Annotated in this window: 17 protein-coding genes and 4 pseudogenes; 5 read left to right on the forward strand and 16 right to left on the reverse strand. The window is 37.4% G+C overall.

The window, feature by feature from the left end:
- Window positions 1-104: 104 nt before the first annotated feature.
- From SMA_RS07280 to SMA_RS07310, 7 genes are all read right to left on the reverse strand, one after another.
- Window positions 105-548 carry a flavodoxin gene (locus SMA_RS07280; RefSeq protein ID WP_014294944.1) on the reverse strand — a complete coding sequence of 148 codons (444 nt, stop codon included), beginning with the start codon at window positions 546-548 and terminating at the stop codon, window positions 105-107.
- 41 nt (window positions 549-589) lie between these two features.
- Window positions 590-1,609: an adenosine deaminase gene (add, locus tag SMA_RS07285; RefSeq protein ID WP_014294945.1), complete on the reverse strand. Its 1,020-nt coding sequence runs from the start codon at window positions 1,607-1,609 to the stop codon at window positions 590-592.
- 401 nt (window positions 1,610-2,010) lie between these two features.
- Window positions 2,011-3,357: an asparagine--tRNA ligase gene (asnS, locus tag SMA_RS07290; RefSeq protein WP_014294946.1), complete on the reverse strand. Its 1,347-nt coding sequence runs from the start codon at window positions 3,355-3,357 to the stop codon at window positions 2,011-2,013.
- A gap of 18 nt (window positions 3,358-3,375) precedes the next feature.
- Complete coding sequence (locus tag SMA_RS07295) at window positions 3,376-3,819, reverse strand: protease inhibitor I42 family protein (RefSeq protein ID WP_014294947.1); 444 nt, start codon at window positions 3,817-3,819, stop codon at window positions 3,376-3,378.
- 3 nt (window positions 3,820-3,822) lie between these two features.
- Entirely contained in the window at window positions 3,823-5,004 is a 1,182-nt protein-coding gene (locus SMA_RS07300) for a pyridoxal phosphate-dependent aminotransferase (RefSeq protein WP_014294948.1), read from the reverse strand.
- On the reverse strand, window positions 5,001-5,471 hold the full coding sequence (locus SMA_RS07305; protein WP_014294949.1) for a cell wall elongation regulator TseB-like domain-containing protein: 471 nt from the start codon (window positions 5,469-5,471) through the stop codon (window positions 5,001-5,003). Before SMA_RS07305 ends, SMA_RS07300 begins: the two co-directional genes overlap by 4 nt.
- A gap of 30 nt (window positions 5,472-5,501) precedes the next feature.
- Window positions 5,502-7,985, reverse strand: a complete 2,484-nt coding sequence (locus tag SMA_RS07310) for a bifunctional DnaQ family exonuclease/ATP-dependent helicase (RefSeq protein WP_044563088.1) — start codon at window positions 7,983-7,985, stop codon at window positions 5,502-5,504.
- 120 nt (window positions 7,986-8,105) lie between these two features.
- On the opposite strand from SMA_RS07310, the pseudogene SMA_RS07315 reads away from it, so the two are divergent.
- Window positions 8,106-8,810: pseudogene (locus SMA_RS07315) on the forward strand (alpha/beta hydrolase).
- Window positions 8,811-8,893: 83 nt separating this feature from the next.
- Here the strand turns inward: SMA_RS07315 and SMA_RS07320 are convergent.
- Both SMA_RS07320 and SMA_RS07325 read right to left on the reverse strand, forming a co-directional pair.
- Window positions 8,894-9,647, reverse strand: a pseudogene (locus SMA_RS07320) (esterase family protein).
- Window positions 9,648-9,712: 65 nt separating this feature from the next.
- Window positions 9,713-10,892, reverse strand: a pseudogene (locus SMA_RS07325) (ATP-grasp domain-containing protein).
- Between the two features lie 417 nt (window positions 10,893-11,309).
- Between SMA_RS07325 and SMA_RS07335 the strand changes: the two are divergent.
- Together SMA_RS07335 and SMA_RS07340 are read left to right on the forward strand one after the other, a co-directional pair.
- Entirely contained in the window at window positions 11,310-11,945 is a 636-nt protein-coding gene (locus SMA_RS07335; RefSeq protein WP_014294952.1) for an MBL fold metallo-hydrolase, read from the forward strand.
- A gap of 2 nt (window positions 11,946-11,947) precedes the next feature.
- A complete protein-coding gene (locus SMA_RS07340; RefSeq protein ID WP_014294953.1) occupies window positions 11,948-12,664 on the forward strand; it encodes an alpha/beta hydrolase in 717 nt (238 codons plus the stop codon).
- 39 nt (window positions 12,665-12,703) lie between these two features.
- Here SMA_RS07340 and ftsX read toward each other — a convergent pair whose 3' ends face one another.
- From ftsX to SMA_RS07360, 4 genes and pseudogenes are all read right to left on the reverse strand, one after another.
- Window positions 12,704-13,633: a permease-like cell division protein FtsX gene (gene ftsX / locus SMA_RS07345; RefSeq protein WP_014294954.1), complete on the reverse strand. Its 930-nt coding sequence runs from the start codon at window positions 13,631-13,633 to the stop codon at window positions 12,704-12,706.
- Window positions 13,626-14,318: a cell division ATP-binding protein FtsE gene (gene ftsE / locus SMA_RS07350; protein WP_014294955.1), complete on the reverse strand. Its 693-nt coding sequence runs from the start codon at window positions 14,316-14,318 to the stop codon at window positions 13,626-13,628. The genes ftsX and ftsE overlap by 8 nt, the downstream gene beginning before the upstream one ends.
- Before the next feature lie 47 nt (window positions 14,319-14,365).
- Window positions 14,366-15,461 (reverse strand): peptide chain release factor 2 gene (prfB, locus tag SMA_RS07355; RefSeq protein WP_095522724.1). Its coding sequence is split into 2 segments (ribosomal slippage): window positions 14,366-15,388 and window positions 15,390-15,461, totalling 1,095 coding nucleotides; the frame shifts between segments, so codons are not numbered across the junction.
- 297 nt (window positions 15,462-15,758) lie between these two features.
- Window positions 15,759-16,188 (reverse strand): annotated as a pseudogene (locus tag SMA_RS07360) (HAD family hydrolase).
- 65 nt (window positions 16,189-16,253) lie between these two features.
- Here SMA_RS07360 and SMA_RS07365 point away from each other — a divergent pair.
- A complete protein-coding gene (locus SMA_RS07365; RefSeq protein WP_014294956.1) occupies window positions 16,254-17,111 on the forward strand; it encodes a putative phosphoesterase in 858 nt (285 codons plus the stop codon).
- Window positions 17,112-17,176: 65 nt separating this feature from the next.
- On the opposite strand, the gene SMA_RS07370 is transcribed toward SMA_RS07365, so the two are convergent.
- The 3 genes from SMA_RS07370 to SMA_RS07380 all read right to left on the reverse strand — a co-directional run bounded on the left by SMA_RS07370 (window position 17,177) and on the right by SMA_RS07380 (window position 21,547).
- A complete protein-coding gene (locus SMA_RS07370) occupies window positions 17,177-19,858 on the reverse strand; it encodes a cation-translocating P-type ATPase (protein WP_014294957.1) in 2,682 nt (893 codons plus the stop codon).
- A gap of 355 nt (window positions 19,859-20,213) precedes the next feature.
- Entirely contained in the window at window positions 20,214-20,600 is a 387-nt protein-coding gene (locus SMA_RS07375) for a YwiB family protein (protein ID WP_014294958.1), read from the reverse strand.
- A 68-nt stretch (window positions 20,601-20,668) separates the two neighbouring features.
- Window positions 20,669-21,547, reverse strand: coding sequence for a sulfite exporter TauE/SafE family protein (locus SMA_RS07380; RefSeq protein ID WP_044563269.1), 879 nt, complete (start codon window positions 21,545-21,547; stop codon window positions 20,669-20,671).
- Window positions 21,548-21,636: 89 nt separating this feature from the next.
- On the opposite strand from SMA_RS07380, the gene SMA_RS07385 reads away from it, so the two are divergent.
- Window positions 21,637-22,938 carry an HD domain-containing protein gene (locus SMA_RS07385; RefSeq protein ID WP_014294960.1) on the forward strand — a complete coding sequence of 434 codons (1,302 nt, stop codon included), beginning with the start codon at window positions 21,637-21,639 and terminating at the stop codon, window positions 22,936-22,938.
- The last annotated feature ends 102 nt before the right edge of the window (window positions 22,939-23,040 follow it).

Below are 23,040 nucleotides of genomic sequence, written 5' to 3' on the forward strand. Positions count from 1 at the left end.
GGCAAAGATTTTCACATAAAAAGTATTAAAATACAGCTTTTTAACATAAAAATAACTTTTATCAGCATTTATACAACAAAAAAAGAGGTTGAACCTCTTTTTGATTAATTTGCTTTTTCAGAAATTGTTTCTGCAAAAGCTTCCAATTTTTGAATATCTTCATCATCAGCTGACAAATCAACCTTGATAGAATCAGCACCTTTTGTAGCACCAGTTAATGCAAATTGAGCTTCAAATTCATCAACTGCTTTACAGAAATAATCGTAGAAAGTATCACCAGAACCAACAACACCAAAGATTTTATCTGACAAATCAACGTCGGCAAGATCTTCGTAGAAATCAACGATTTCGTCTGGCAAGTCACCGTCGCCATAAGTGTATGATGCTACGATAGCAACATCAGCATCTTCAAAATCAGCTGCATCAACGGTTGTGCATTCGTCAACTTCGACAGTGTGTCCAAGTTCTTCAAATTTATTTCCTACAATGTCAGCAATTTCTTCAGTATTTCCTGTCATGCTGGCATAGACAATCTTAACTAAAGCCATAGTTTCCTCCAAACATAAATTACCACTATTGTAGCATATTTTTACAGAAATGTTTCATATAAATTGTCTATTTTTGATAACAATTCAGCTTTTTGGGCTTCATTTGTGAAAGAAGCCTGGATAGCATTTTTATTAAAGGCTAGAAAATCAGCTACGCTTACCCCAAAATGTTTGAAAAAAAGAGCATATTCTTTGGTTAAATTGGTATCAGAAACTGTTCGGTTATCCGTATTAATCGTAATTTTAGCGCCAGCATTTTTTAAAGCTAGAAATGGAAATTCATCCAATGATTTAGCGGCTTTTGTCTGTAAATTACTTGTTAAACATAGCTCTGCTGTAACACCCTTTTCGATGAACTCTTGAATTAATTCAGGCTGATTGTAAATAGCTGTACTATGCCCGATGCGCTTAATATCAAGGGCGATAGAGTCTGCAATATAATGCGCACAGCCACATTCTCCAGCATGAAAAGTCATTGGAAGTCCTAGCGCTTGTATTTCTTTAATCAAATCGGCCAATTGAGCAGGTGGAAAGTCCAATTCATTTCCCGCAAAGTCAAAACCAACCAAACCTTTTTCAGCTAACTCAACAACATGTTCAAAAATATCTCGCGTCACTTCTTTTGGCGACTGCTTCATGCCACAGACGAGCACTTTAGCGACAATGCCAAATTCTTCTTCAGCTTGCTTGAGCCCAGCAAGCACTGCTTCTACCGTCTCAGAAGCACTCAAGTCCTCATCCATTGACAATTCAGGCGCAAAACGAATTTCAGTATAAATCACATTTTCTTGTGCTGCTTGTCTTGCAACGTCATAAGCTGCCAAATGTAGCGCTTCTTTGGTCTGTAAAAGTGGACGAACAAAATCAAAAGTTTTGAGATAATCCATTAAAGATTCTGCATTTTCTGGCGCAACCACCAATTGTTTCAGCTCTTTATCTGATTCTGGCACTGTTATATTTGCCATTTCTGCCAATTGACGAATGACCTCCAGCGAGATAGAACCATCCAAATGACAATGTAATTCTGCTTTTGCTAAATCCTTTAATGTTGTTTTATCCAAGTTAGCCTCCTTAATAAATTTTTTAGCCACTATTTTAACACATTATTGCATCTTTGATAAGGAGTTTTGGGAATTTTTTTGATTACTCTGTATAAAAACACCAGCTGAATTCAGCTGGATTTTGTAATCTAACCCTTATTAAAGTTTCTTACAAGTGATTAAAACAGTTGCTTCGTGTTGCCCAAGTTTTGAGAAATTATTTTGTAGAATCCACATAAAAAATGCCATATAAAATCATTCTAAGTCAGAAAAAAAGTTATCGCTTTGAACATCAAAATAGAGAGAACCAATCTGATTCTCTCTAGATGTTAGTGATAAGTCACCCACTACAGTTGACAATGAGCCGATTTTTTCTGTCCAACTTTTGGGGTGCGATTCAGTTAGCGTCCTTTTAATATATACTAAGGTTTAATACGGTTTAGCATACGTGGGAATGGAATGGCTTCACGGATGTGTTTTGTTCCAGCCACGAATGTTACCATACGTTCGATACCGATACCAAATCCAGCATGTGGTACTGAACCATATTTACGAAGGTCAAGGTAGAATTCGTATTCTGATTTATCCATTTCAAGGGCATCCATTTTAGCCACAAGAGCATCGTAATCATCTTCACGTACTGAACCACCAATGATTTCACCGTAACCTTCTGGTGCAAGAAGATCAGCACACAAAACGCGTTCTGGGTTACCAGGAACTGGTTTCATGTAGAAGGCTTTGAAGCTTGCCGGATAGTTGATAACGAATGTTGGAACACCAAAATAGTTTGAAATCCAAGTTTCATGTGGTGAACCGAAGTCATCACCGTGTTCTAGGTGTTCGTAATCAGCATCTTCGTCATTTTCATGTTCTTGAAGAAGCGAGATAGCATCATCGTAAGAAACACGTTTGAATGGTTCTGCAATGTATTTTTTAAGCAAATCAACGTCACGTTCCAAGATTTCAAGGGCTTGTGGAGCACGGTCAAGAACACCTTGGATAAGAGCTTTAACATAAGCTTCTTGAAGATCAAGAGATTCTTCGTGTGAAAGGAATGAATATTCAGCATCCATCATCCAGAACTCAGTCAAGTGACGGCGAGTTTTTGATTTTTCAGCACGGAAAACAGGACCGAAGTCAAAGACACGACCAAGCGCCATAGCACCAGCTTCCAGGTATAATTGACCTGATTGGCTCAAGTAAGCAGGTGTACCAAAGTAGTCTGTTTCAAACAATTCTGTTGAATCTTCAGCAGCATTTCCAGACAAGATTGGGCTATCAAATTTGATGAAGCCATTTTTATCAAAGAATTCATAAGTTGCATAGATAATTGCATTACGAACTTGCATGATAGCCATTTGTTTGCGTGAACGCAACCACAAGTGACGGTGATCCATTAGGAAATCTGTACCATGTTCTTTTGGAGTGATTGGGTAATCTTCTGAATGACCAACAATTTCAAGGTCTGTCACATCAAGCTCATAACCAAATTTTGAACGAGAATCTTCTTTGACAATACCTGTGATAAGGATAGAAGTTTCTTGGTTAAGGTGTTTGATAGTATTGAATTTTTCAGTTCCTTCTTCTTCACCAAATTTTTCGATGAAGTTTGGTTTGAAAGCAACAGCTTGGAAGAATGCTGTTCCGTCACGAAGTTGTAGGAAGGCAATTTTCCCTTTTCCTGATTTGTTGGCAACCCAAGCACCAATTTTGACTTCTTCACCAACATGGTCTTTAACATCAATAATAGATACGTAATCTTTAGACATATTTCCTCTTTTCAACTATTACTCTGACACTTCTGTCAGTTTAATCTTACTTATTTTATTTTTTGTGCTATTGATTGTGACTTGGTAGGTCATTTCTTTTTCACCGCCGTCCCAGTCTTGACAATAAGTTAACTTGAAAGATTGCTTTCCAGATTTTATCACCTTTCCTGTCAATTGACTATAACCGCCAGAACCTACGGTATCTGATTTACTTGGATAAGTGTGATAAGTTACACCTTCTAAAGCAATAGCTTCGCTATTAACATCACTAGCTACCCAAGAATATCCCGTGCTGCTGTTGCTAGCCAAATCAATTTCAAAGGTCTTTTCATCTGTACTAACACGATAATCTCCAAGTTCTGTTAGCTTGGGAGAGCTTGGTTTGAAATGAATTCCCAATCCGACTAATACAATTCCTAAAAAGGCGACTAATACAATAATGATTTTTCGTCTTTTAGACATAGCTTATTTTTCCATAAAGGCTTTCAAACGATTAACAGCGTCTTTCAAAGTGTCTAAGTCAGTGGCATAGCTCAAACGAACATTTTCAGGAGCACCAAAACCTGCACCAGTGACAAGAGCAACACCTACTTCTTCAAGAATAGCTGTCGTAAATGCTGTGACATCTGTATAGCCTTTCATTTCCATCGCTTTTTTCACGTTAGGGAAAAGGTAGAATGCCCCTTGTGGTTTAATCACTTCAAATCCAGGAACTTCATTAAGCAATGGATAGATAGTATTAAGGCGTCCTTCGAAAGCTTGGCGCATTGTCTCAATAGAATCTTGTGGACCAGTAAGAGCTTCAATGGCTGCATATTGAGAAACGGCTGTCAAATTTGAGGTTGTTTGGCTAATAACTTTTGCCATTCCTGAAATAATTTTTTCTTCAGCAACCGCAAAACCGACACGCCAACCTGTCATGGCATAAGTTTTTGAAACACCATTAACCACAACAGTTTGTTTTCTGATAGCTTCTGAAATACTTGAGATTGGTATAAACTCATTACCGTTATAAACCAAACGTCCATAAATATCGTCAGCAAGAATTAGAATGTTGTGTTCTACTGCCCAATTTCCGATAGCTTCCAATTCATCACGTGTGTAAATCATACCTGTTGGATTAGATGGCGAATTTAACAAGAGAACTTTTGTTTTTTCTGTACGAGCTGCTTCAAGTTGTTCAACGGTCGCTTTGAAATGATTGCTTTCAGTTGTCGCAACAGTTACTGGCACACCATCAACCATTTTGATTTGGTCAACATAAGACACCCAGCACGGTGTTGGGATAATGACTTCATCGCCTGGATTAAGAACAGTTGTAAAGAAAGTATAAAGGATAAATTTTGCACCTGTTGCCACAACCACTTGATTACGGTTGATTGAATAGCCATAGAATTTTTCAATATAGCTATTAATAGCATCTTTTAATTCAGGTAGTCCTGAAGCAACTGTGTAAAAGCTTGCTTTACCATTTTGAATTGCCTCAATAGCCACATCTTGAATATTTTTAGGAGTTACAAAATCAGGTTCTCCCAAAGTAAGTGATAAAATATCACGACCTTCTGCTTTTAAGGCTTTAGCACGCGCACTTGCTGCTAGTGTCACACTTTCTTCCATGTTCAACACGCGATTTGATAAGTTTGTCATATGCCCTCCTTCTTCACGAGCTCACTTGTTTCAAAATTCACAAGATAATAACCATTAGTAGCTGTTACTTCCCAAATAGGCGTTTCGTCATAAATACCATAAACAACCTTAGAAATACCAGTCGCTCCGTTTGCTGTTGCAACTTGCTTAGCTTCTTTACGATTAATACCATCATTTACAGAATAGACATAAACTTCACCATTGTCCCCGCCAACAGACACAATCTTTTGCTCTCCAGATGATGTTGTCCCATAAATGCTATAATACGTCTCTGAACCATTATAAAGGTCAACTGAAGATGTGTCTGTCAAATCAGCTTTTTCAACGGCAACTTGGGTAGCCAATTTTTCTGCGTCCAGTCTTGGTTTCACTGATAGATACAAAACTGTCACCACAGAAATCAAGAGAACTAAGAAAATCAAGCTAAAACCAAGTAAATACTGTTTTACTGGTGTTATTTTTTTCATTTACTTCTCCCTTTTAGATTATCCCCTTTATTATAGCAAAAAATTCTTTATTTCTGTTAGACTCTTTGAAAATTTTTGAGAAGAAAGGTAAAATTCTTCTGCCAAAGCATCATTTATTATTTTTCCGTATGATTTTGTCAATATCCGATTGTCTAAAATGAGCACAGCTGAGCGTTGATTGTCACGTCTCATCGTACGTCCAATCGCTTGTTTTAATTTCAAGATTGCTAATGGTAATGAGTAATCATAAAACGGTGATTTGGCTTGCGCTAGCAAATGATTGCTGATTTTTTGCACAAATAAATCCTTAGGATTTTCAAATGGCAATCGTGTGATGACCTCAATCATTTTATCAGCTTGAACAAAATCTACACCTTCCCAGAAAGCGCCTGTTCCAAGCAAAATACGACTTTCACCACGTTCAAAACGGCGTTTGACATTATAAGCCGTGCCATTTTTCTCCTGCGTCAAATGATGAAGTGCCATATCATCTAGCAAATCAGAAACATCAAGCATTGTTTTCTTAGCATTAAATAACACTAAAATCGGCTCATCCAATTGTTTCAACTGATAAATACGTTCCGCAATGGCTGAAGCATATTCTTCCTCAGAAATATCAGCGACATTTGGCATTTCCTCATCAATCCAAATATGTTGGGCATTCTGCTTATCATGCGCAATGCTCATAAAATGATAGTGTTCAAAGCCTAGCAAATCAGCTAAACTAACCTGCGGACTGATATGCAAGGTTGCCGAAATCATATAAGTCTTGCGTGTTTCGGGTAGAAATTCTTGAAAATTCAACAATTCTTCACTACTAGCATTTAGGTAAGTTTGACGTTTTTCATTTTCAACAATTGTCTCAAACCAAAAATCAGTAAAAGGCTGCGCAAATAAGGCTAACAAATCCTCCAAACAAATATATCGCCAATCAGAATTGAAAGCCAGCAATTCATTAGTTGTTTGTTCTAAACGACGAGCGTCCTCTGTTGTCACATAGACTTCTTGATTTTGGTAAAAACGTGTTGACAAATGGCTCAATTGGAAAGAAAGACTTTCTATCAATCGTTTCTCCAATATCGGTAAAGCTGCATCTAAGTGCTTTTCAAGTTTTTGCACCAATTGCGTTACGTTAACACGACGACGTGAAAATTGCTCCAAATTTAAAATCAATTTTTGGGCTTCATCAAAAACAAGCACTTTCTTAGCCGCAAACGCCTTATCATCTTGCACACGTTCCAAAAAATAAGCATGATTAATAATCAATAGTTTGCTATGTTTCGCATTTTCATAAGTACGATTCCAAAAATCAACATCCTTATAAAGGGATTTTTCACTTAAATTTCCATCATGTTTAAGCTGGTCAAAATAAGCTTCAAAGCGCTGTTTTTGTTTGATTTCATCTAAATCGCCAGTTTCCGTTTCAGTCAGCCAAACCAAAAGCTGCATTTTATAACGATTTACCAAACGATTATCTCCTTCACGTCGCAAACTATCCGCGAAGGCATCTAATTTAATATAGTTACCAGGACCTTTAATCGATTGACACGGTATGTGAAAAACGTCTTGAATCTTTCTGACTTCATTTGCCATGATTTGGTCTTGAAGAACCTTAGTTGGTACGGAAACAATGACCTGCTCATCTTGAGCCAACTGGAGCAAAGGTAAAAGATAACCATAGGTTTTTCCAAGTCCTGCTTGCGCTTCTAAAAATGAGACCTGTGACGATTGAAAATCATCTTTAACCAACTGTGCAAACTGACTTTGCTTTTCACGCGCATCCAATCCCAGAAGCGCCAAATTGACATCAAATGCTTCTGATAATTGACGCGCTTCACCAATCGTTTTTGGTTGTCGTAGCACTAAGCCACCAACTTCTTGAAAATCTTTTGGCGATAAAATCTTAGCCTGTTTGAAGCTTTCCTCAATTAACATCCCTGTTTCAAACAAAAGGTTATCAGCTAAAGGCAAAAGGCTTTCCAAGACTTCCTTGGGCAGTCTTTTCATTTTTGCTTTCAATTTTAAAAATAGCTGCGCAGTCGCATAGGCATCTGAAATTGCCGTGTGAGCATCTGCCAAATCTAAAGCTAAAGCATCAGCCAAATTTCCCAAACTGTATTTCTCAAAAGTTGGATAAAAAACCTGCGCCAATTCAACCGTATCAACGCGAGGTGTTCGTAATTCATAGCCTTCCATGAATAATTGTTCTGCTAACAGATTGGCATCAAATTTGACATTGTGAGCCACAAAAACACAATCCTCAATTAGGCTAAAAATCTCCTGCGCAACTTGTGAAAAATCTGGCGCTTTTGCTAATTGCTCATCTGTAATACCAGTCAAATTAATAATATGTTCAGATAAAGCCTCGTGGGGATTGACATCCGTTTGATAGGTCTTGACGATTTCATCGTTTTCAATAATCACAATCCCAACTTGAATAATTTCTGCCATTGCATGGGCACCCGTTGCCTCCAAATCCACAATAGCATATTTTTGAGAATTTACTTGCATCATAACACATAGATTATACCACACTTGGCTGCTACTTGCGTAACGGATTTAAACTAGCTTTATCTTGGCTCAAAAATGTTCTATGTTATAATGACTTTATAAACTTTCAGAAGCTAGGTGCTTATGGTGAGAAAGACAAAATTAAACAACTATTACCTTGAAATGGTCGAACACAGCCTGTACGTTCCTTATTATGACGAAGAGGGATGCATTCGTGTTCTTCTTCCAAAAGATTACGATAAAGAAGAATAGGCAAAATATTTTTTATAGTAAGGAATCATTCTCAGGCTATTCATGGAAATTTATCCCTACTATCAAAAATCACAAAGAGTTGCCGAAATTGATTGTCGTGGGAATTGATAACGCTCAAGATAATCGTCTTAATGAATACGCTCATTGGATAACTGATGTTGGAACAACTCCTGAAACAGCTCCTGCTGGCGGAGACGGAATGACTTACAGTGATTGGGTGGTAAATACCGTAAAACCTTTTATTGATAAAAATTATCGTACCAAGACAGACCGTCAAAATACGCTTCTTGGTGTAGTGAGCGTGACTTTTTATGTTTTTGTGACTCTCATCCACTGCATTCTGACAGTAAAGTCTATATTCAAGTTGGAACAAAAGAAGGGGACGACGTTGATGAACAATACGCCCCAAATATGAACCAGGCTTATATTGATTGTAGTTTACACTACTACCAATTCCTACTACGTACAGGACTTCCAATGGAAAATGTACAATTACGCATTATGGCAAATGAAATTCATCATGAAAAATATTGGGCTGACCATTTTGCCGAATTTCTACAATTTTGCTTTAATTAGCACATAATTTATAAAACTCTAAATTCCTATAATGGCATAAACAAATAAAGCTGAGATTTTTACTCTCAGCTTCTTATTTTGTATTATAATCTATTTTCTTCTTCCAATTTTCCGAGAAAATACGGCATTTGCACACGCCACCATTCCCAGTCATGGGCAACGTCTTTCCCCCAGAAATCAAATCAAGCAGGGATAGGCTTAGCTGCAAAAACTTTCTCCAAACGCTTGGTATCCAAAATGTGGGGTTCTTCCCAAGCACCTTGACCAACAGCCACAGTAAAACGATTATGACGATAATGGTCTAAAAACCAATCATCTTCTTGATTCCAAAGATAGTCAATTGGTGAATTGTAATAAACAGCAAGGTCGCCATTATAATCACCCGTAAAAAAGCGAGCGTCATAAACACCCGAAAGAGCAACAGCTACATCAAACAAATCAGGGTGACGAAGGGCAAAATTAACCGCATGAAAAGCCCCCATTGAACAACCAGTCGCTAGCATTCCACCTTGCAGTTTGACTCGTAGCGTATCAGCGGTACCAATTCATTCACAATATAACGGTCATAACCTTCGTGAACGAGTGCTTTATCATGACCAGTTTTCCACGTATTAAACCAAGACTCATTATCATAAGAATCTGGTGTGTAAAACCTGACCAATCCACGGTTAATAAAATTTTGACAAACTTCAATCATGCCAAAATATCCCCATACTCATTTTGACTTCCACCAGATGACGGAAAAACGATAATCGGCTTTCCAGCATGACCATAAACATTGAAAAACATTTCCTTACCAAGCTCACCTGACCAATGGTTTCTTCTTTCAAAATGCACTTTTTATCTTTCTGAACCTCTTAAAACGATATTTTTAAGGTTCTTCCTTTCAAATTTTTCTAATATTAAGCCTTAGCTTGTGCGTATTGAGCCAGCTCACGCATTTCTTCAATCGTTTGAGTACGTGCCAAAATACCTTCTTCTCTCATAATCTTAGCAAACACTCCTGGAACAGATTGAATAGAAATGATGTTATCTCCAAAATTCGCCCAAATATCATCAATGCTATGAGCATAAGTTTGATTTGCTTTTTGAGAAATATAAACAACATTATATGGTCGTAAGATTTCGGCTTCAAATAAATTATCCTTAACAATATTGGCATACTCGTGGAAAATATCAAAATCGTTAGAATAATTCCACATATTAATTGTTAAACCACCTGGTGGACGACAGTTGACTTCAAGCGCTATAAGTTCTTTGGTTTCCTTGACACGGAAAAATTCAAAATGAAAAAAAAACGTTCTTTCACATGAAAGACTTCCACACAAATTTTCCCTAATGCCACAAGGTCATCTGGAATGGTTCGAGGTACATAATAATACATATCATCGTCTTTTTCAACAGTATCCAAAACCGCTTCTGAATACTCCAAACTAGAATAAAAGACAATATCCACGTCATGGTCAGTCAGACCATCAAAAATGACAATATCACCATCGATAATTCTTCCATAATGTATTCTACCTTTAAATTTTGATAGCCAAAAAAGACTTCAAGTTCTTCACTTGATTTTATCTTATAAGTATCCGAAGCACCCACGCCAGAATTTGGCTTGATAATAACTGGAAAGCCCAATTTTTCAGCTAAAACTCGTGCTTCGTCATCAGAATGAAAAACATCCCCTGCTGCCACTTTCAATCCATGCTCACTAAAAATTTTCTTCATCTGGCGTTTAGTTTTAACAGCTAACATATCATCTGTTTTATAGCCAAAAACATTAAAATCCGTGCGCAATTGAGCATCTAACTCTAACCAATATTCATTATGCGATTCGATGCGGTCAATGCGCCCATATTTATGAGCGAAATAAGCTACCGCACGATAAACTTGGTCGTAATCTTCCATATTATCATCTCTATAATATTCCGTTAAATGGGCACGTAATCCCTCTGACAATTCATGATATGGAGCATCCGCTATTCCCAAGGTATAAAAACCAGCCTCATGCAAATGCACAGTAAACGTTTCAGAATTAGCAGGAAAATGGAGAGAAATCATTACAAAATTCATTGGTCTTGACATAATATTCTCTCAATTCTCAATTTTTCATTAATTTATCATAATTTTAAGAACATATCTAGGAAATTGTTCTAAAAATGAGAGCAGGGTTGTAAAACCTGATTTATCAGCGTATAAAAACCCACTCAACAATAATTGAATGCTCAAATAATCAAGAATTGTTTGAGGTGGTAAATCTAGCTTGCACAGTAAGCGTCAAAAAGTTCCTAATCAATTGTGCATGGGAAACTCTAAGTTGACTAAAGTTGGTAATCGCTGGTTTAATATTTCTTGGCAGCGACCTTCAATAATCAATTCTCAGATTGTTAACGTCCAAACCACTGCTTTCTTCTCCTTGCTAGAGAAAGTGATTATTGGTATCAACTCATTGTCGCATTTCACAAATATGACTTTTAGCCAAATTTTTGATACACTTTTTTTATGAAGATTTTTAGATTATTAAATCACGTTGCACGTGAAAATGCTTATTTATTGGTCAATGACCAAGGCATTATTGTTGTTGATCCAGGTAGTGATGTTGACCATATTCAAGAAAAGATTGCCTCATTTGATAAACCAGTTGTGGCAATTTTAATCACACATGCTCATTACGACCATATTATGGGGCTTGATGTCATTCGTGACGCTTTTGGACACCCACCTGTTTACATTTCTGATAAAGAAGCGTCTTGGCTTTATTCGCCGAAAGATAATTTGTCAGGTCTGGAGCGCCATGCGGATTTGCCAGATGTTGTCTTAGCGCCTGCCGAACATCATTATCAGTATGATGACGATTATCAAATCGCTGATTTTCGTTTTCATGTTCGTCAAACGCCTGGACATTCCTGCGGTAGTGTTTCCTTAGTATTTCCAGATGACGAATTGGTTTTAACTGGCGATGCTCTTTTTCGTGAAACAATCGGACGTACAGATTTGCCAACGGGAAATTCTGAACAATTACTAAATAGTATAAAAACCGAACTTTTCAGCTTGCCAAATCATTTCATGGTTTACCCTGGGCACGGTCGTGAAACGACTATTGCCCACGAGAAGAATTTTAACCCATATTTTAGCTAGCCATGAAAAAAATCAAGAAATTTACTTTAAGTTTCCTTCTGATTATTGCTACTCTAATTGCCATTAGTGGAGTGGTACTTCATCAAAAAACTTACCAAGCAAGTTCAGAAGCACAGACAGCTGCTAAAACTGCCGAAAGTACAAAAGATTATCTGTTTTTTCAAAGTTCTGGCACCGCTAAAGCTAGTATTGTTTTTTACCAAGGCGCTCTCGTCGAGGAAACAGCCTACGCAAATTTGGCAAAAAACTTAGCGCAAGAAGGTTTTGACGTTTATCTCTTAAAAACGCCTTTGAATCTGCCAGTTTTATCAAGCAACAAAGCCTTAAAAGTGATTGCGAAAAACAATCTCTCCAATGTTTACCTAGCTGGACATTCACTAGGTGGCGTTGTTGCCTGCTTAAATACCGCTGATTCTGATTCTCAAGCCATTTCTGGGCTTATTCTACTTGCGAGCTACCCATCCGAAAAAACTGACTTATCAGATAGTGATTTAAAAGTCCTATCAATCACTACTAGCAATGATAAGGTGCTACACTGGGACAATTACGAAAAAGCTAAAAAACGCCTCCCTGGCGATACCGAATACTTGACTATCGTCGGTGGTAATCACAGTGGTTTTGGTGATTACGGCAAACAAACCAAAGACGGTAAAGCAACCATTTCCCAAACAGAACAAGAAAACCAAATCATTTCAGCCATTACTAATTTTATTGATTAAAAAATGCCCTTCTGAGATATCAGAAGGACTTTTTCGATATTAAATTTTAAGATAACGTCTCATTGAGATAACTGAACCAAGTGCTCCGATAATAATTCCGACTAAGAACATACCCCCAATGACAAGTGGAAGTAATGTGTTAATTGGATATAATGACAAGCCTTGGATCTCAAATTGTGGATTAACTGATGAATAAACAGTCTTGTACCCAAAGTAGATGATAATTGATGGAACAATTGCTCCAAGAAGTCCTACCCAAGCACCTTCAAAGAAGAATGGTCCACGGATGTAAGAATTTTTAGCACCTACTAAACGCATGATTTCAATGTCACGTTGACGAGACATAATTGTCATACGAATTGTGTTAGAAATCAAGAAGATAGCCACAACCACTAGAAGGATTGTTCCTGCAAATCCCCATGTACGAATGAATTTAGCAATGCTGAAGAGTTGTTCTGAGTTTGAACCACCATAATCGACAGATTCAACACCTTCAATGTTGGCAATTTTCTTAGCCACTTTCTTCACATCTGATGGTGAGTCTACTTCAACAATGTAAACGTCTTGCAATGGATTTGAGTCACCGTCAAAAAGTGACCAATCATCTCCATAAGTTTGTTGTAATTTTTTAAGTTGTTCATCTTTACTTGAATAAGTAACTGATTCAACACCTGAAATCTTTGAAATTTGATCATAAACTTGGTGATACGAATCATTAGCGACTGTTTCACCAGCTTCGTTAGTTGTTGTTTCAGAGCTATCTGTTGAGTCAACATCCAAATAAACATTAATTTGAATGTTATTTTCAATACCTGTTGCGATGCGCTCAACGTTCAATAGAACAGCGACAAAAACACCAACAAGTGTCAATGTAATGGTAACAGAGCTGACTGAAGCGATGGTCATCCAGACATTACGTTTCAAACTTTTAATGGATTCCCATAAATGGCGGAAAAAATTTCTAATCATTATATCCGTATTCTCCTTCCTCTTCGTCACGTACAATCCGACCGTCTTCAATAGCGATGACGCGATGGCGAAGATTATTGACAATTTGTTTGTTGTGTGTTGCCATCAAAACAGTTGTTCCTTGAAGATTGATACGTTCTAATAATTGCATGATTTCCCATGAAATTTCTGGGTCAAGGTTACCTGTTGGTTCGTCAGCAATCAAAACTTTAGGATTATTAACAATCGCACGTGCAATTGCGACACGTTGTTGTTCACCGCCAGATAGTTGATCTGGGAATGAACGCATTTTGTGTTTAAGTCCAACCAAATCAAGAACTTCTGGTACACGTTTTTTAATTTCACGTGGTTTTTCACCGATAACTTGCATTGCATAGGCAACATTTTCAAAAACCGTTTTCTTAGGAAGAAGTTTATAGTCTTGGAAAACAACCCCAATGCTACGACGTAAGATTGGAATATCACGTTTTTTCAATTTTGTTAGGTTAAATTCCCCAACTTTAAGGGTTCCAGTAGATACTTTTTCTTCACGGTACAATAATTTAATAAAACTAGATTTACCAGCACCAGAAGGACCAACAATATAAACAAATTCACCTGGATTGACAGATACGGTAATATCTCTCAAAGCAGTTGTTGAGCGGTGATACTTCTTGGTTACACCATTCATTTCAATTAATGCCATTTGTATTTTCCTTTACGATTTTGTTATCCTAAAATTTTACTTTTGAGTTAATCAATACGCCATTTTAAATAAGCGTCGATGAAGCCGTCAATGTCACCATCCATGACTTTATCAACTTGAGCCACTTCATAGCCTGTACGATGGTCTTTCACCATTGTATAAGGCGTAAAGACATAAGAGCGAATTTGGCTTCCCCATGTGATTTCTTTTTTATCACCTTTAATGGCATCCACTTCTTGCGCTTTTTTCTCTTGCTCTAATTGATAGAGTTTGGCTTGCAACATTTTCATCGCACGGTCACGGTTTCCGTACTGAGTACGGTCAACCGTTGATGCTACAACGATTCCTGTTGGAATGTGAGTCAAACGAACACCAGTTGATACCTTGTTGACATTTTGTCCACCAGCACCACCTGAACGGAAAGTATCCATTTTAATATCATCATCACGAATGTCAACTTCAATTGTGTCATCCAATTCCGGCATAACTTCGACAGAAGAAAACGACGTGTGACGACGTTTGGCTGAATCAAACGGTGAGATACGCACTAGACGATGAACACCCATTTCAGATTTCAATAGCCCATAAGCATTTGGACCTTCAAATGAAAGAGTAACAGATTTGATACCAGCTTCGTCACCTGCTTGATAATCAAGGATTTCAACTTTAAAGCCTTTGGCATTGCCATAACGTGTGTACATACGGAAAAGCATATCAGCCCAATCTTGGGCTTCGGTACCACCTGATCCTGGATGAATTTCCAAGATAGCATTGTTGTGATCATAGGGCTCTGATAAAAGCAAGGTCGTTTCATAACTTGTCATGATTTTATCAAGCTTTTCAAGACTTTCCTCTAATTCAGCTTGAACAGAATCATCTTCGTCCAACATTTCCAAATAAAGTTCAGTCTCGTCAGACAACTCTTGCATTTCATTAAAAGTTTCATAAGTTTGTTTCAAACCATTTAACTCTTGAGACGTTTTTTGAGCTGCAATGTTATCATTCCAAAAATCTGGCTCAGTCATTTTGTTTTCAAGAAGCGCAATGTCCTCTTCCAAACGATCTAAGTCAAAGAGACCTCCTGAAGCTAGTCAACTTCTCTTGATTTTCTACTATTTTTTGGCGAATTTCAGCCACTTCCATGAAATAACTCCTTTTAATTAAGATACTAAGTCCGTTAAGAAAACAAAGTAAAAATTTGAATTTTCACGCTACCTTTAGGACTTATTCTATATTACTACTGTTTTCTTATTCTACCATAAAGCCCGCAAAATTACTATTATACGCCATGCTTCATTTACATCAAAACCACAAGATAAGTAGCTTTCTCACCACTAAAAATATTTCTGTAGAAAATTCACACCCAGCAACTCCTATTTTAAGCTAAAAATATAATTCAAATAAGGCAGAACAATTACAAAACGGTAACAAAAAATAATGTTAGATAAAGCTGTTATGATTTTCATTTTCGACAAATTGCAATGCTTCTGTCAAACTATCAATCAAAACATCTGCTTTTGATTGGTCAACGCCAAAGACTTTATCACGAATGGCTAAGACACGTACACTAGCTGCCACACCTGCTTGAATTTCTTTTTGGCTATCTTCAATAATCACAATATCTTTTTTAGCAAAGCCTAATTTCTCACAAGCAACATTATAAATAGCAGGGTTAGGTTTCCCTTCTGCAAATTCACTTCCCGATAAAATATGAGTAAAGTACTGCTTTAAGCCTGATTTTTCCAAGGCAACTTCGACCTAAAAATGTCTCACGTCGTTTAAAATAAAAATTCTCAGTATCAAATAAGACACCATCCATATCAAATATTATTGTCTTTATCCTGAAAGCCTCCTGAAAATATTCTATCATATTTTCAGAAGAGATAAAAATACACATTAAGGGCTTTTTCGAAGATTTTTTGCTACAATAATGCCATGATAAAACTAGCTATTATGAGTGATTTACATATCGATTTGAATCAGTTTGATGATTTTGAAATCCAGACACTCATTGACACATTAAACGCAGAAAAAATTTCTCATCTGCATTTGGCTGGGGATATTTCCAACCATTTTTATGACATCTCTTACCCATTTTTAGAAATAATGAGCAAACATTTTGACGTTACTTATAATCTCGGAAATCATGATATGCTTGACTTAGATGACAAGGCGATTAACGATTTGGATTTTCAGATTATTACGTTGGGGAAAAAGACACTCTTGGCTTTTCATGGTTGGTATGATTATTCTTTTTTCCCAGAAAAATCTGAAGCTGAAACAATCAAATTTAAAAATACTTTCTGGTTTGACCGACGTTTAAATCGCAACTTTTCTGACAAAGAACTCACGCACCAAACAACACAAAAACTCGATAGAACTTTATCAACGATTGCCAATGACGTGATTGTTAGTCTGCATTTTGTGCCACATCACCAATTTACCTTGCAACACAAGCGTTTTAAACCATTTAATGCTTTTTTAGGTAGTCAAGCTTTTCATGATATTTTCAAAAAACATCAGGTTAACAACGTGATTTTTGGGCATACTCATCATAGTATCGTTTCGCAGCAAATTGACAATATTACTTACCATGCTAAACCGCTTGGTTATATCCGCGAGTGGAATTTGACTATTGATTATGTCAATCAACACCCCGAACTCAACCCAAATCAGACTTGGAATCTTAGCAAACGCTACAACATTGTCAAAAAACTTGATGACTTCACTGGTTACAAACGTCAAAATTTGGCACAAGAATTCCGAAAATCCATGACTATTTTTGAATTATAATAAAACGCAAATCTCATGTATGAGATTTGCTTTTTGCTGAATCAATCTGATCCAATTTTATATTTTTAAATTGCTTTTTCATCTTGTCCAAGTGCACGTTGAACAGCTTTAACGATTTCAGTTAAAACAACCATAAGCAAGCTTCCAATAATAACTGCGAGCCATTGTGTAACGCTTAGGTGCGAAACATGGAACAAATCATTAAATCCAGGTACTACGATTGTTACCATCAAAAGAAGAAAGGCTACTGGGATAGCCCAGTTAAAGGTTCTATTTTTAAAAGCTCCGACAGTAAAGATAGATTGATAAACAGATTTAACATTGAAAGCATGAACCAATTGAATTAAACCAAGTGTCGCAAATGCCATTGTCAAAGCATCTTCGTGTACCATACGATTAGCAGCATGTTCTGGGAACATCAACGCCCAACCATAGATACCAAGAACAAGAACAGTTTGGAAGATTCCTTGGTAAATAATCGCTCCCATGACACCACCGTCAAAGAAATTAGACTTACGACCACGAGGTTTGTGGCTCATAACACCAGGTTCGGCAGGTTCAACACCAAGCGCAATAGCTGGTAGTGTATCGGTTACCAAGTTAATCCAAAGAAGATGAACAGGTTGAAGCACATCCCAACCAAATAATGTTGCAAAGAAAATCGTAAGGACTTCTGCCATGTTAGCTGAGAGAAGATATTGAATAGTTTTTTGAATGTTTGAGAAAATTTTACGTCCTTCTTCAACTGCAACGATAATTGTAGCAAAGTTATCATCAGCAAGAACCATATCAGAAGCGCCTTTAGATACTTCTGTACCTGTAATCCCCATACCAATACCAATGTCAGCTGTCTTGAGTGAAGGCGCATCATTGACACCATCACCAGTCATGGCAACAACCTTACCTTCATTTTGCCAAGCTTTTACGATACGCACCTTGTGTTCTGGAGACACACGCGCATAAACTGAGTATTGTTTGAAAACTTTTTGGAATTCTTCATCAGAAAGTTCATTAAGTTCAGCACCAGTAAAGACGTGGTCTTGACCATCATCTTCAATGATACCAAGGCGTTTGGCAATAGCTTCCGCTGTATCTTGGTGGTCTCCAGTAATCATGATTGGACGAATACCAGCTTCTTTAGCAACAGCAACAGCTTTTGCAGCTTCTGGACGTTCAGGGTCAATCATTCCCACCAAGCCAGAGAAAATCAAATCAGACTCAACAATTTCTGACTCAAGTGTTGGAATTTCAGAAACGTATTTGTAAGCCATCATCAAGACACGAAGAGCTTTTTGCGCCAATTCCTTATTAACAGCAAGAATAGCTTTTTTGTCATCCGCAGTAATCTCACGAACGTGACCATTTTCTTCAATAAGAGTGACACGTTTAAGAAGTTGGTCTGGTGCACCTTTTACTGCAACAAAGTATTTACCATCAGCTTCTTTATGAATAGTTGACATCAATTTACGTTCAGAATCAAACGGCAATTCTGCCACACGTGGTTCTTCTTTAAGAGCTTCACGTACATCAAAATTATGGTCAAGTCCGAATTGCACAAGTGCTGTTTCTGTCGGGTCACCAATCAATTTGCCATTTGGGTCAATTTTCGTATCGTTTGCAAAGTTCATGATACGAAGTGTATTGTTATCTTTTGCAATTTCACTAGCAGAGCTTTGTAATTGACCGTTGGTATAAACTTTCTCAACCGTCATTTGGTTCATTGTAAGAGTACCAGTTTTATCTGAAGCGATAATTTCAGTTGAACCAAGTGTTTCAACAGCAGGGAGTTTACGCACGATTGCATTACGTTTAGCCAGTGTTGTTGTCCCCATTGAGAGCACAATTGTAACAATGGCAGGCAAACCTTCAGGAATAGCAGCAACAGCAAGAGCAACAGATGTCATCAAGCCTTCAATCGGAGCTTCTCCGCGAACAAAGACACCCACGATAAAGGTAATAATAGCAACACCTACCACCAGGTAAGTCAACATTTTAGACAATTGGTTAAGGTTTTGTTTCAGTGGTGTGTCTGTTTCATCAGCATTTGCAAGCATATCAGCAATCTTACCAACTTCGGTGTACATTCCTGTATTGACAACAACACCTGAACCACGTCCATAAGTGACATTTGAGTTTTGGTAAGCCATGTTAACTCGGTCACCAATACTCGCATCAGCTGCAACATCTACCGATAAGTCTTTATCAACAGGGACAGATTCACCAGTCAGAGCCGCTTCTTCAATTTTCAATGACGCAGCTTCCAAGAGACGCATATCTGCAGGCACCACATCACCAGCTTCAAGCATAACAATATCCCCGGGAACTAATTCTCGTGAATCAATTTCGACAACATGACCATCACGGCGGACACGTGCGATTTGGCTTGACATGTCTTTGAGCGCCTCAATTGCCGCTTCGGCTTGACCTTCTTGGTAAACACCAAATGCTGCATTAAGGATAACAACCGCTAAAATGATAAGCGCATCTGTCAAACCTTCAGTACCTTCGGTAATCACAGAAAGGGCAGCCGCAACCAACAAAATAATAATCATTAAATCCTTGAATTGGTCAAGAAATTTTGCAAGTAAACCTCGTTTTTGACCTTCTTCAAGTTCATTATGACCATATTCGTCCAAACGTTTTTGGGCTTCTGCTGTCGATAACCCTTCACGTGATGATTGCAACGCTTCTAACGTTTCATCTTCTCCTTGTATGTAAAACAAGGCTTTACTTTGTTCTTTAGACAAAATAGCTTCCTCCTCTGGTCTCCTTTAAATAGAAAAAAGACCTGTTTTTTAAAAAACAAGTCTCGCTGTTTAAGATTATGCCGGAAATCAATGATTTCGTAATGACGACATAAACGCGATTTTTCAGTCGCAAATGCGCACCGAATATTTACCATTCGTTTTGTTCATCCTAAGCACCGCAATTGCAGATTGGACTAAAATCCAACAAAACAAGACGCCGGCAAAGGAAGCAAAAACAAAAGTAAAAATCGCCTGCTACTCCCTTGAATACAGAGTAATCATATCATTTTTTACCTTTTTTGTCAACTGAATACATTCCCACTCAGACGCCGATAATATCGGATTTATAGCGTGTTTATGCCCAATTAATTTCTAACTGATAATTTGCAAAAACATTCTCACCATCAACTTGTTTGAGTTGATAATGAATTTTAAGATGTTGTTGTTCAGCATCCAACTCATAAACACTTGTTTGCGTTTGTAAATGCTGCAATCCTACTGACGTTGGAATGGCAACCAAAGCAGGATTTTCACGGTGAAAACGCATAATTGATTTCGGCGTTGAGTAACGTGTCATGACCAACTCTTGCTCGTTGAATTTGAGCATCACCGTTTCTTCTTCCTCATTGGTATAAGTAAGGTAAATGTGTCCATTTTTTTCCGTTAATTTGACAGGATAAGATTGTTCAACCAGCTCAACCTGCCCATCCAAATCAATTTTATTCTTAATGTGAAGTTTCATGTAATGTTAAAATGTTTTTCCTTTCCCTAAAATTATAGCAATTTTGACGTGTTAAAGCCACTATAAGCCTAACGTTTAATGGCAGATGAGCGAAGTAAACTTGTTCCTGTGAAAAGAGCAATAAAGACAATCAAAATTTTAAAATGATTAATATCAAGTTTGCTCAAGAAAAATGCTGCTGTCAGAACACCAAAAGAACCACCTATAATAATTCCTAAAACACCCGGCCAGTTGACACGCCCAGACTTAATAAAATCTGTCGTACTTGCTGACATGATAACTGCTGCATCAAGCATCATCACAGGCAGTGCAACTGACGGATTAATACCCAACATTGAGAAAAAGATTAACTCTGGCGCATAATTTCCTAGCCCCATTGTCATCAAAATACCAATCGTAAAATTAAACATCGCTCCGACAAGAATCCAAATACCATATAAGCCATGAGTACTTTCAGAAATACTAGCACCAGGATTGGCAATCAGTCGGTAAAACATAATGAATGCTGCAACAATTAACAGAATTCCCAAAACACGTTGGACTTGGCGTGTGTTCCAATTTTTAGTTATTCGTGTTCCTACAAATGCTCCTAAAAAAGACGCCATGGCCATAACAAATAAAGTAGTCAAGTTAACCTCAACAATGGTAATAAAGCAAAGCGCTTCAATCAAAACAGGAATAATATGCGCTGTCGATAGGGTTGCAGGGATTTTTTTATCATCTTCAACCAGTTTTGTCGCTTTAAAAAGTGCTGTACTCGTTGCAAAGGTTCCAATCCCTAGTGTATCTAATAAATCTGTCACGTAACCAATCCATAGCCCCGTCCAGAATTTTTCCTTTAAATTAATGCGATGCTTTTTAGCATTTACCAGAATATTTCCCATTGTCCAAAAGATGAGAAAAATCAAAAAAAGTTGAATCATATGAAGAATAAGTTTATTTGTCATAGTCAACATTATAAATCAAATCCAAGTATTCGTAAATATCCCAAACCTTTAAAAATCAGCTTTACAAAGTTTTTTGTTATAATGAAAGTATGAATGAAAAAGTATTTCGTGACCCTGTTCACAACTATATAACTGTCAATCATCAGGTCATTTACGACCTTATCAATAGTAAAGAGTTTCAGCGCCTACGACGGGTCAAACAAGTTTCGACAACTGTTTTCACCTTTCATGGTGCAGAACACAGCCGCTTCTCACACTGTTTAGGGGTTTACGAGATTGCAAGACGTGTGACTGAAATTTTTGATGACAAATTTCCTGATATTTGGAATTCTGATGACAATCTCTTAACGATGGTGGCTGGGCTTTTACATGATGTCGGACACGGTGCTTATTCACACACTTTCGAAAAACTCTTTGATACCGACCATGAAGCCGTTACACAAGAGATTATCACTAGTCCAGATACTGAAATCAATACTATCTTGCGTCGTGTCTCGCCTGATTTTCCAGAAAAAGTCGCTAGTGTTATCAACCACACTTATCATAATAAACAAGTTGTCCAACTCATTTCTAGCCAAATTGACTGTGACCGTATGGACTATCTTTTGCGCGATTCTTACTATAGCGGCGCTAATTATGGTCAATTTGACTTGAATCGCATTCTACGTGTGATTCGCCCAACCGAAGACGGTATTGTTTTTGAATACAATGGCATGCACGCTGTTGAGGACTATATTGTCAGTCGTTTCCAAATGTATATGCAAGTGTATTTTCACCCTGCTAGTCGCGGAATGGAAGTATTGTTACAAAATCTTTTAAAGCGCGCAAAATACCTTTACCAGACTGATACCGATTTCTTTGAAAGAACATCACCAAATCTGATTCCATTTTTAGAAAATCATGCTAACTTAGCTGATTATCTTGCTTTAGATGATGGAGTGATGAATACCTATTTTCAAACTTGGATGACTGCTGAAGATGAGATTTTGGCTGATTTGGCAAGCCGTTTTGTCAATCGTAAAGTCTTTAAATCGGTGACTTTCGAAGAATCGTCACGCAAAGAACTCAGTCACCTTGTTGACCTTGTCAAATCTGTTGGCTTTGATCCTGATTATTACACAGGCATCCATGTCAATTTTGACTTGCCTTATGACATTTACCGTCCTGAAAAAAAAGAACCAAGAACCGAGATTAACATGATTCAAAAAGACGGCTCTGTTGTAGAATTATCAACAATTTCATCAATCGTCAAAACCTTAACGGGTACTATTTATGGCGATAGACGATTCTATTTTCCAAAAGAAATGCTAGTTGATAACGACCTATTTGCCGTTGATAAGAAAGCCTTTATGAGCTATATTTCAAACGAACATTTTGTTTATCATAATTAATTTTAAGAGCGTATCATGACTTATTTAGCATTGAAAACGTTCCACTTCAGATTTCTTTGTATTCCCCATGACAAATAAGCCACTTTTTAGTAAGATAGATAG

This window comes from Streptococcus macedonicus ACA-DC 198 (assembly GCA_000283635.1).
In the GTDB taxonomy this organism is placed as follows: Bacteria; Bacillota; Bacilli; order Lactobacillales; family Streptococcaceae; genus Streptococcus; species Streptococcus macedonicus.

Excerpts from the sequence above, each read along its gene's own strand:
- SMA_RS07305 (WP_014294949.1), bottom strand. The coding sequence starts at position 5,471 with ATGAAAAAAATAACACCAGTAAAACAGTATTTACTTGGTTTTAGCTTG.
- SMA_RS07295 (WP_014294947.1), bottom strand. The coding sequence starts at position 3,819 with ATGTCTAAAAGACGAAAAATCATTATTGTATTAGTCGCCTTTTTAGGA.
- SMA_RS07340 (WP_014294953.1), top strand. The coding sequence starts at position 11,948 with ATGAAAAAAATCAAGAAATTTACTTTAAGTTTCCTTCTGATTATTGCT.
- SMA_RS07310 (WP_044563088.1), bottom strand. The coding sequence starts at position 7,985 with ATGATGCAAGTAAATTCTCAAAAATATGCTATTGTGGATTTGGAGGCA.
- SMA_RS07365 (WP_014294956.1), top strand. The coding sequence starts at position 16,254 with ATGATAAAACTAGCTATTATGAGTGATTTACATATCGATTTGAATCAG.
- asnS (WP_014294946.1), bottom strand. The coding sequence starts at position 3,357 with ATGTCTAAAGATTACGTATCTATTATTGATGTTAAAGACCATGTTGGT.
- SMA_RS07380 (WP_044563269.1), bottom strand. The coding sequence starts at position 21,547 with ATGACAAATAAACTTATTCTTCATATGATTCAACTTTTTTTGATTTTT.
- SMA_RS07385 (WP_014294960.1), top strand. The coding sequence starts at position 21,637 with ATGAATGAAAAAGTATTTCGTGACCCTGTTCACAACTATATAACTGTC.
- SMA_RS07300 (WP_014294948.1), bottom strand. The coding sequence starts at position 5,004 with ATGACAAACTTATCAAATCGCGTGTTGAACATGGAAGAAAGTGTGACA.
- SMA_RS07375 (WP_014294958.1), bottom strand. The coding sequence starts at position 20,600 with ATGAAACTTCACATTAAGAATAAAATTGATTTGGATGGGCAGGTTGAG.
- SMA_RS07280 (WP_014294944.1), bottom strand. The coding sequence starts at position 548 with ATGGCTTTAGTTAAGATTGTCTATGCCAGCATGACAGGAAATACTGAA.
- ftsX (WP_014294954.1), bottom strand. The coding sequence starts at position 13,633 with ATGATTAGAAATTTTTTCCGCCATTTATGGGAATCCATTAAAAGTTTG.
- SMA_RS07335 (WP_014294952.1), top strand. The coding sequence starts at position 11,310 with ATGAAGATTTTTAGATTATTAAATCACGTTGCACGTGAAAATGCTTAT.
- ftsE (WP_014294955.1), bottom strand. The coding sequence starts at position 14,318 with ATGGCATTAATTGAAATGAATGGTGTAACCAAGAAGTATCACCGCTCA.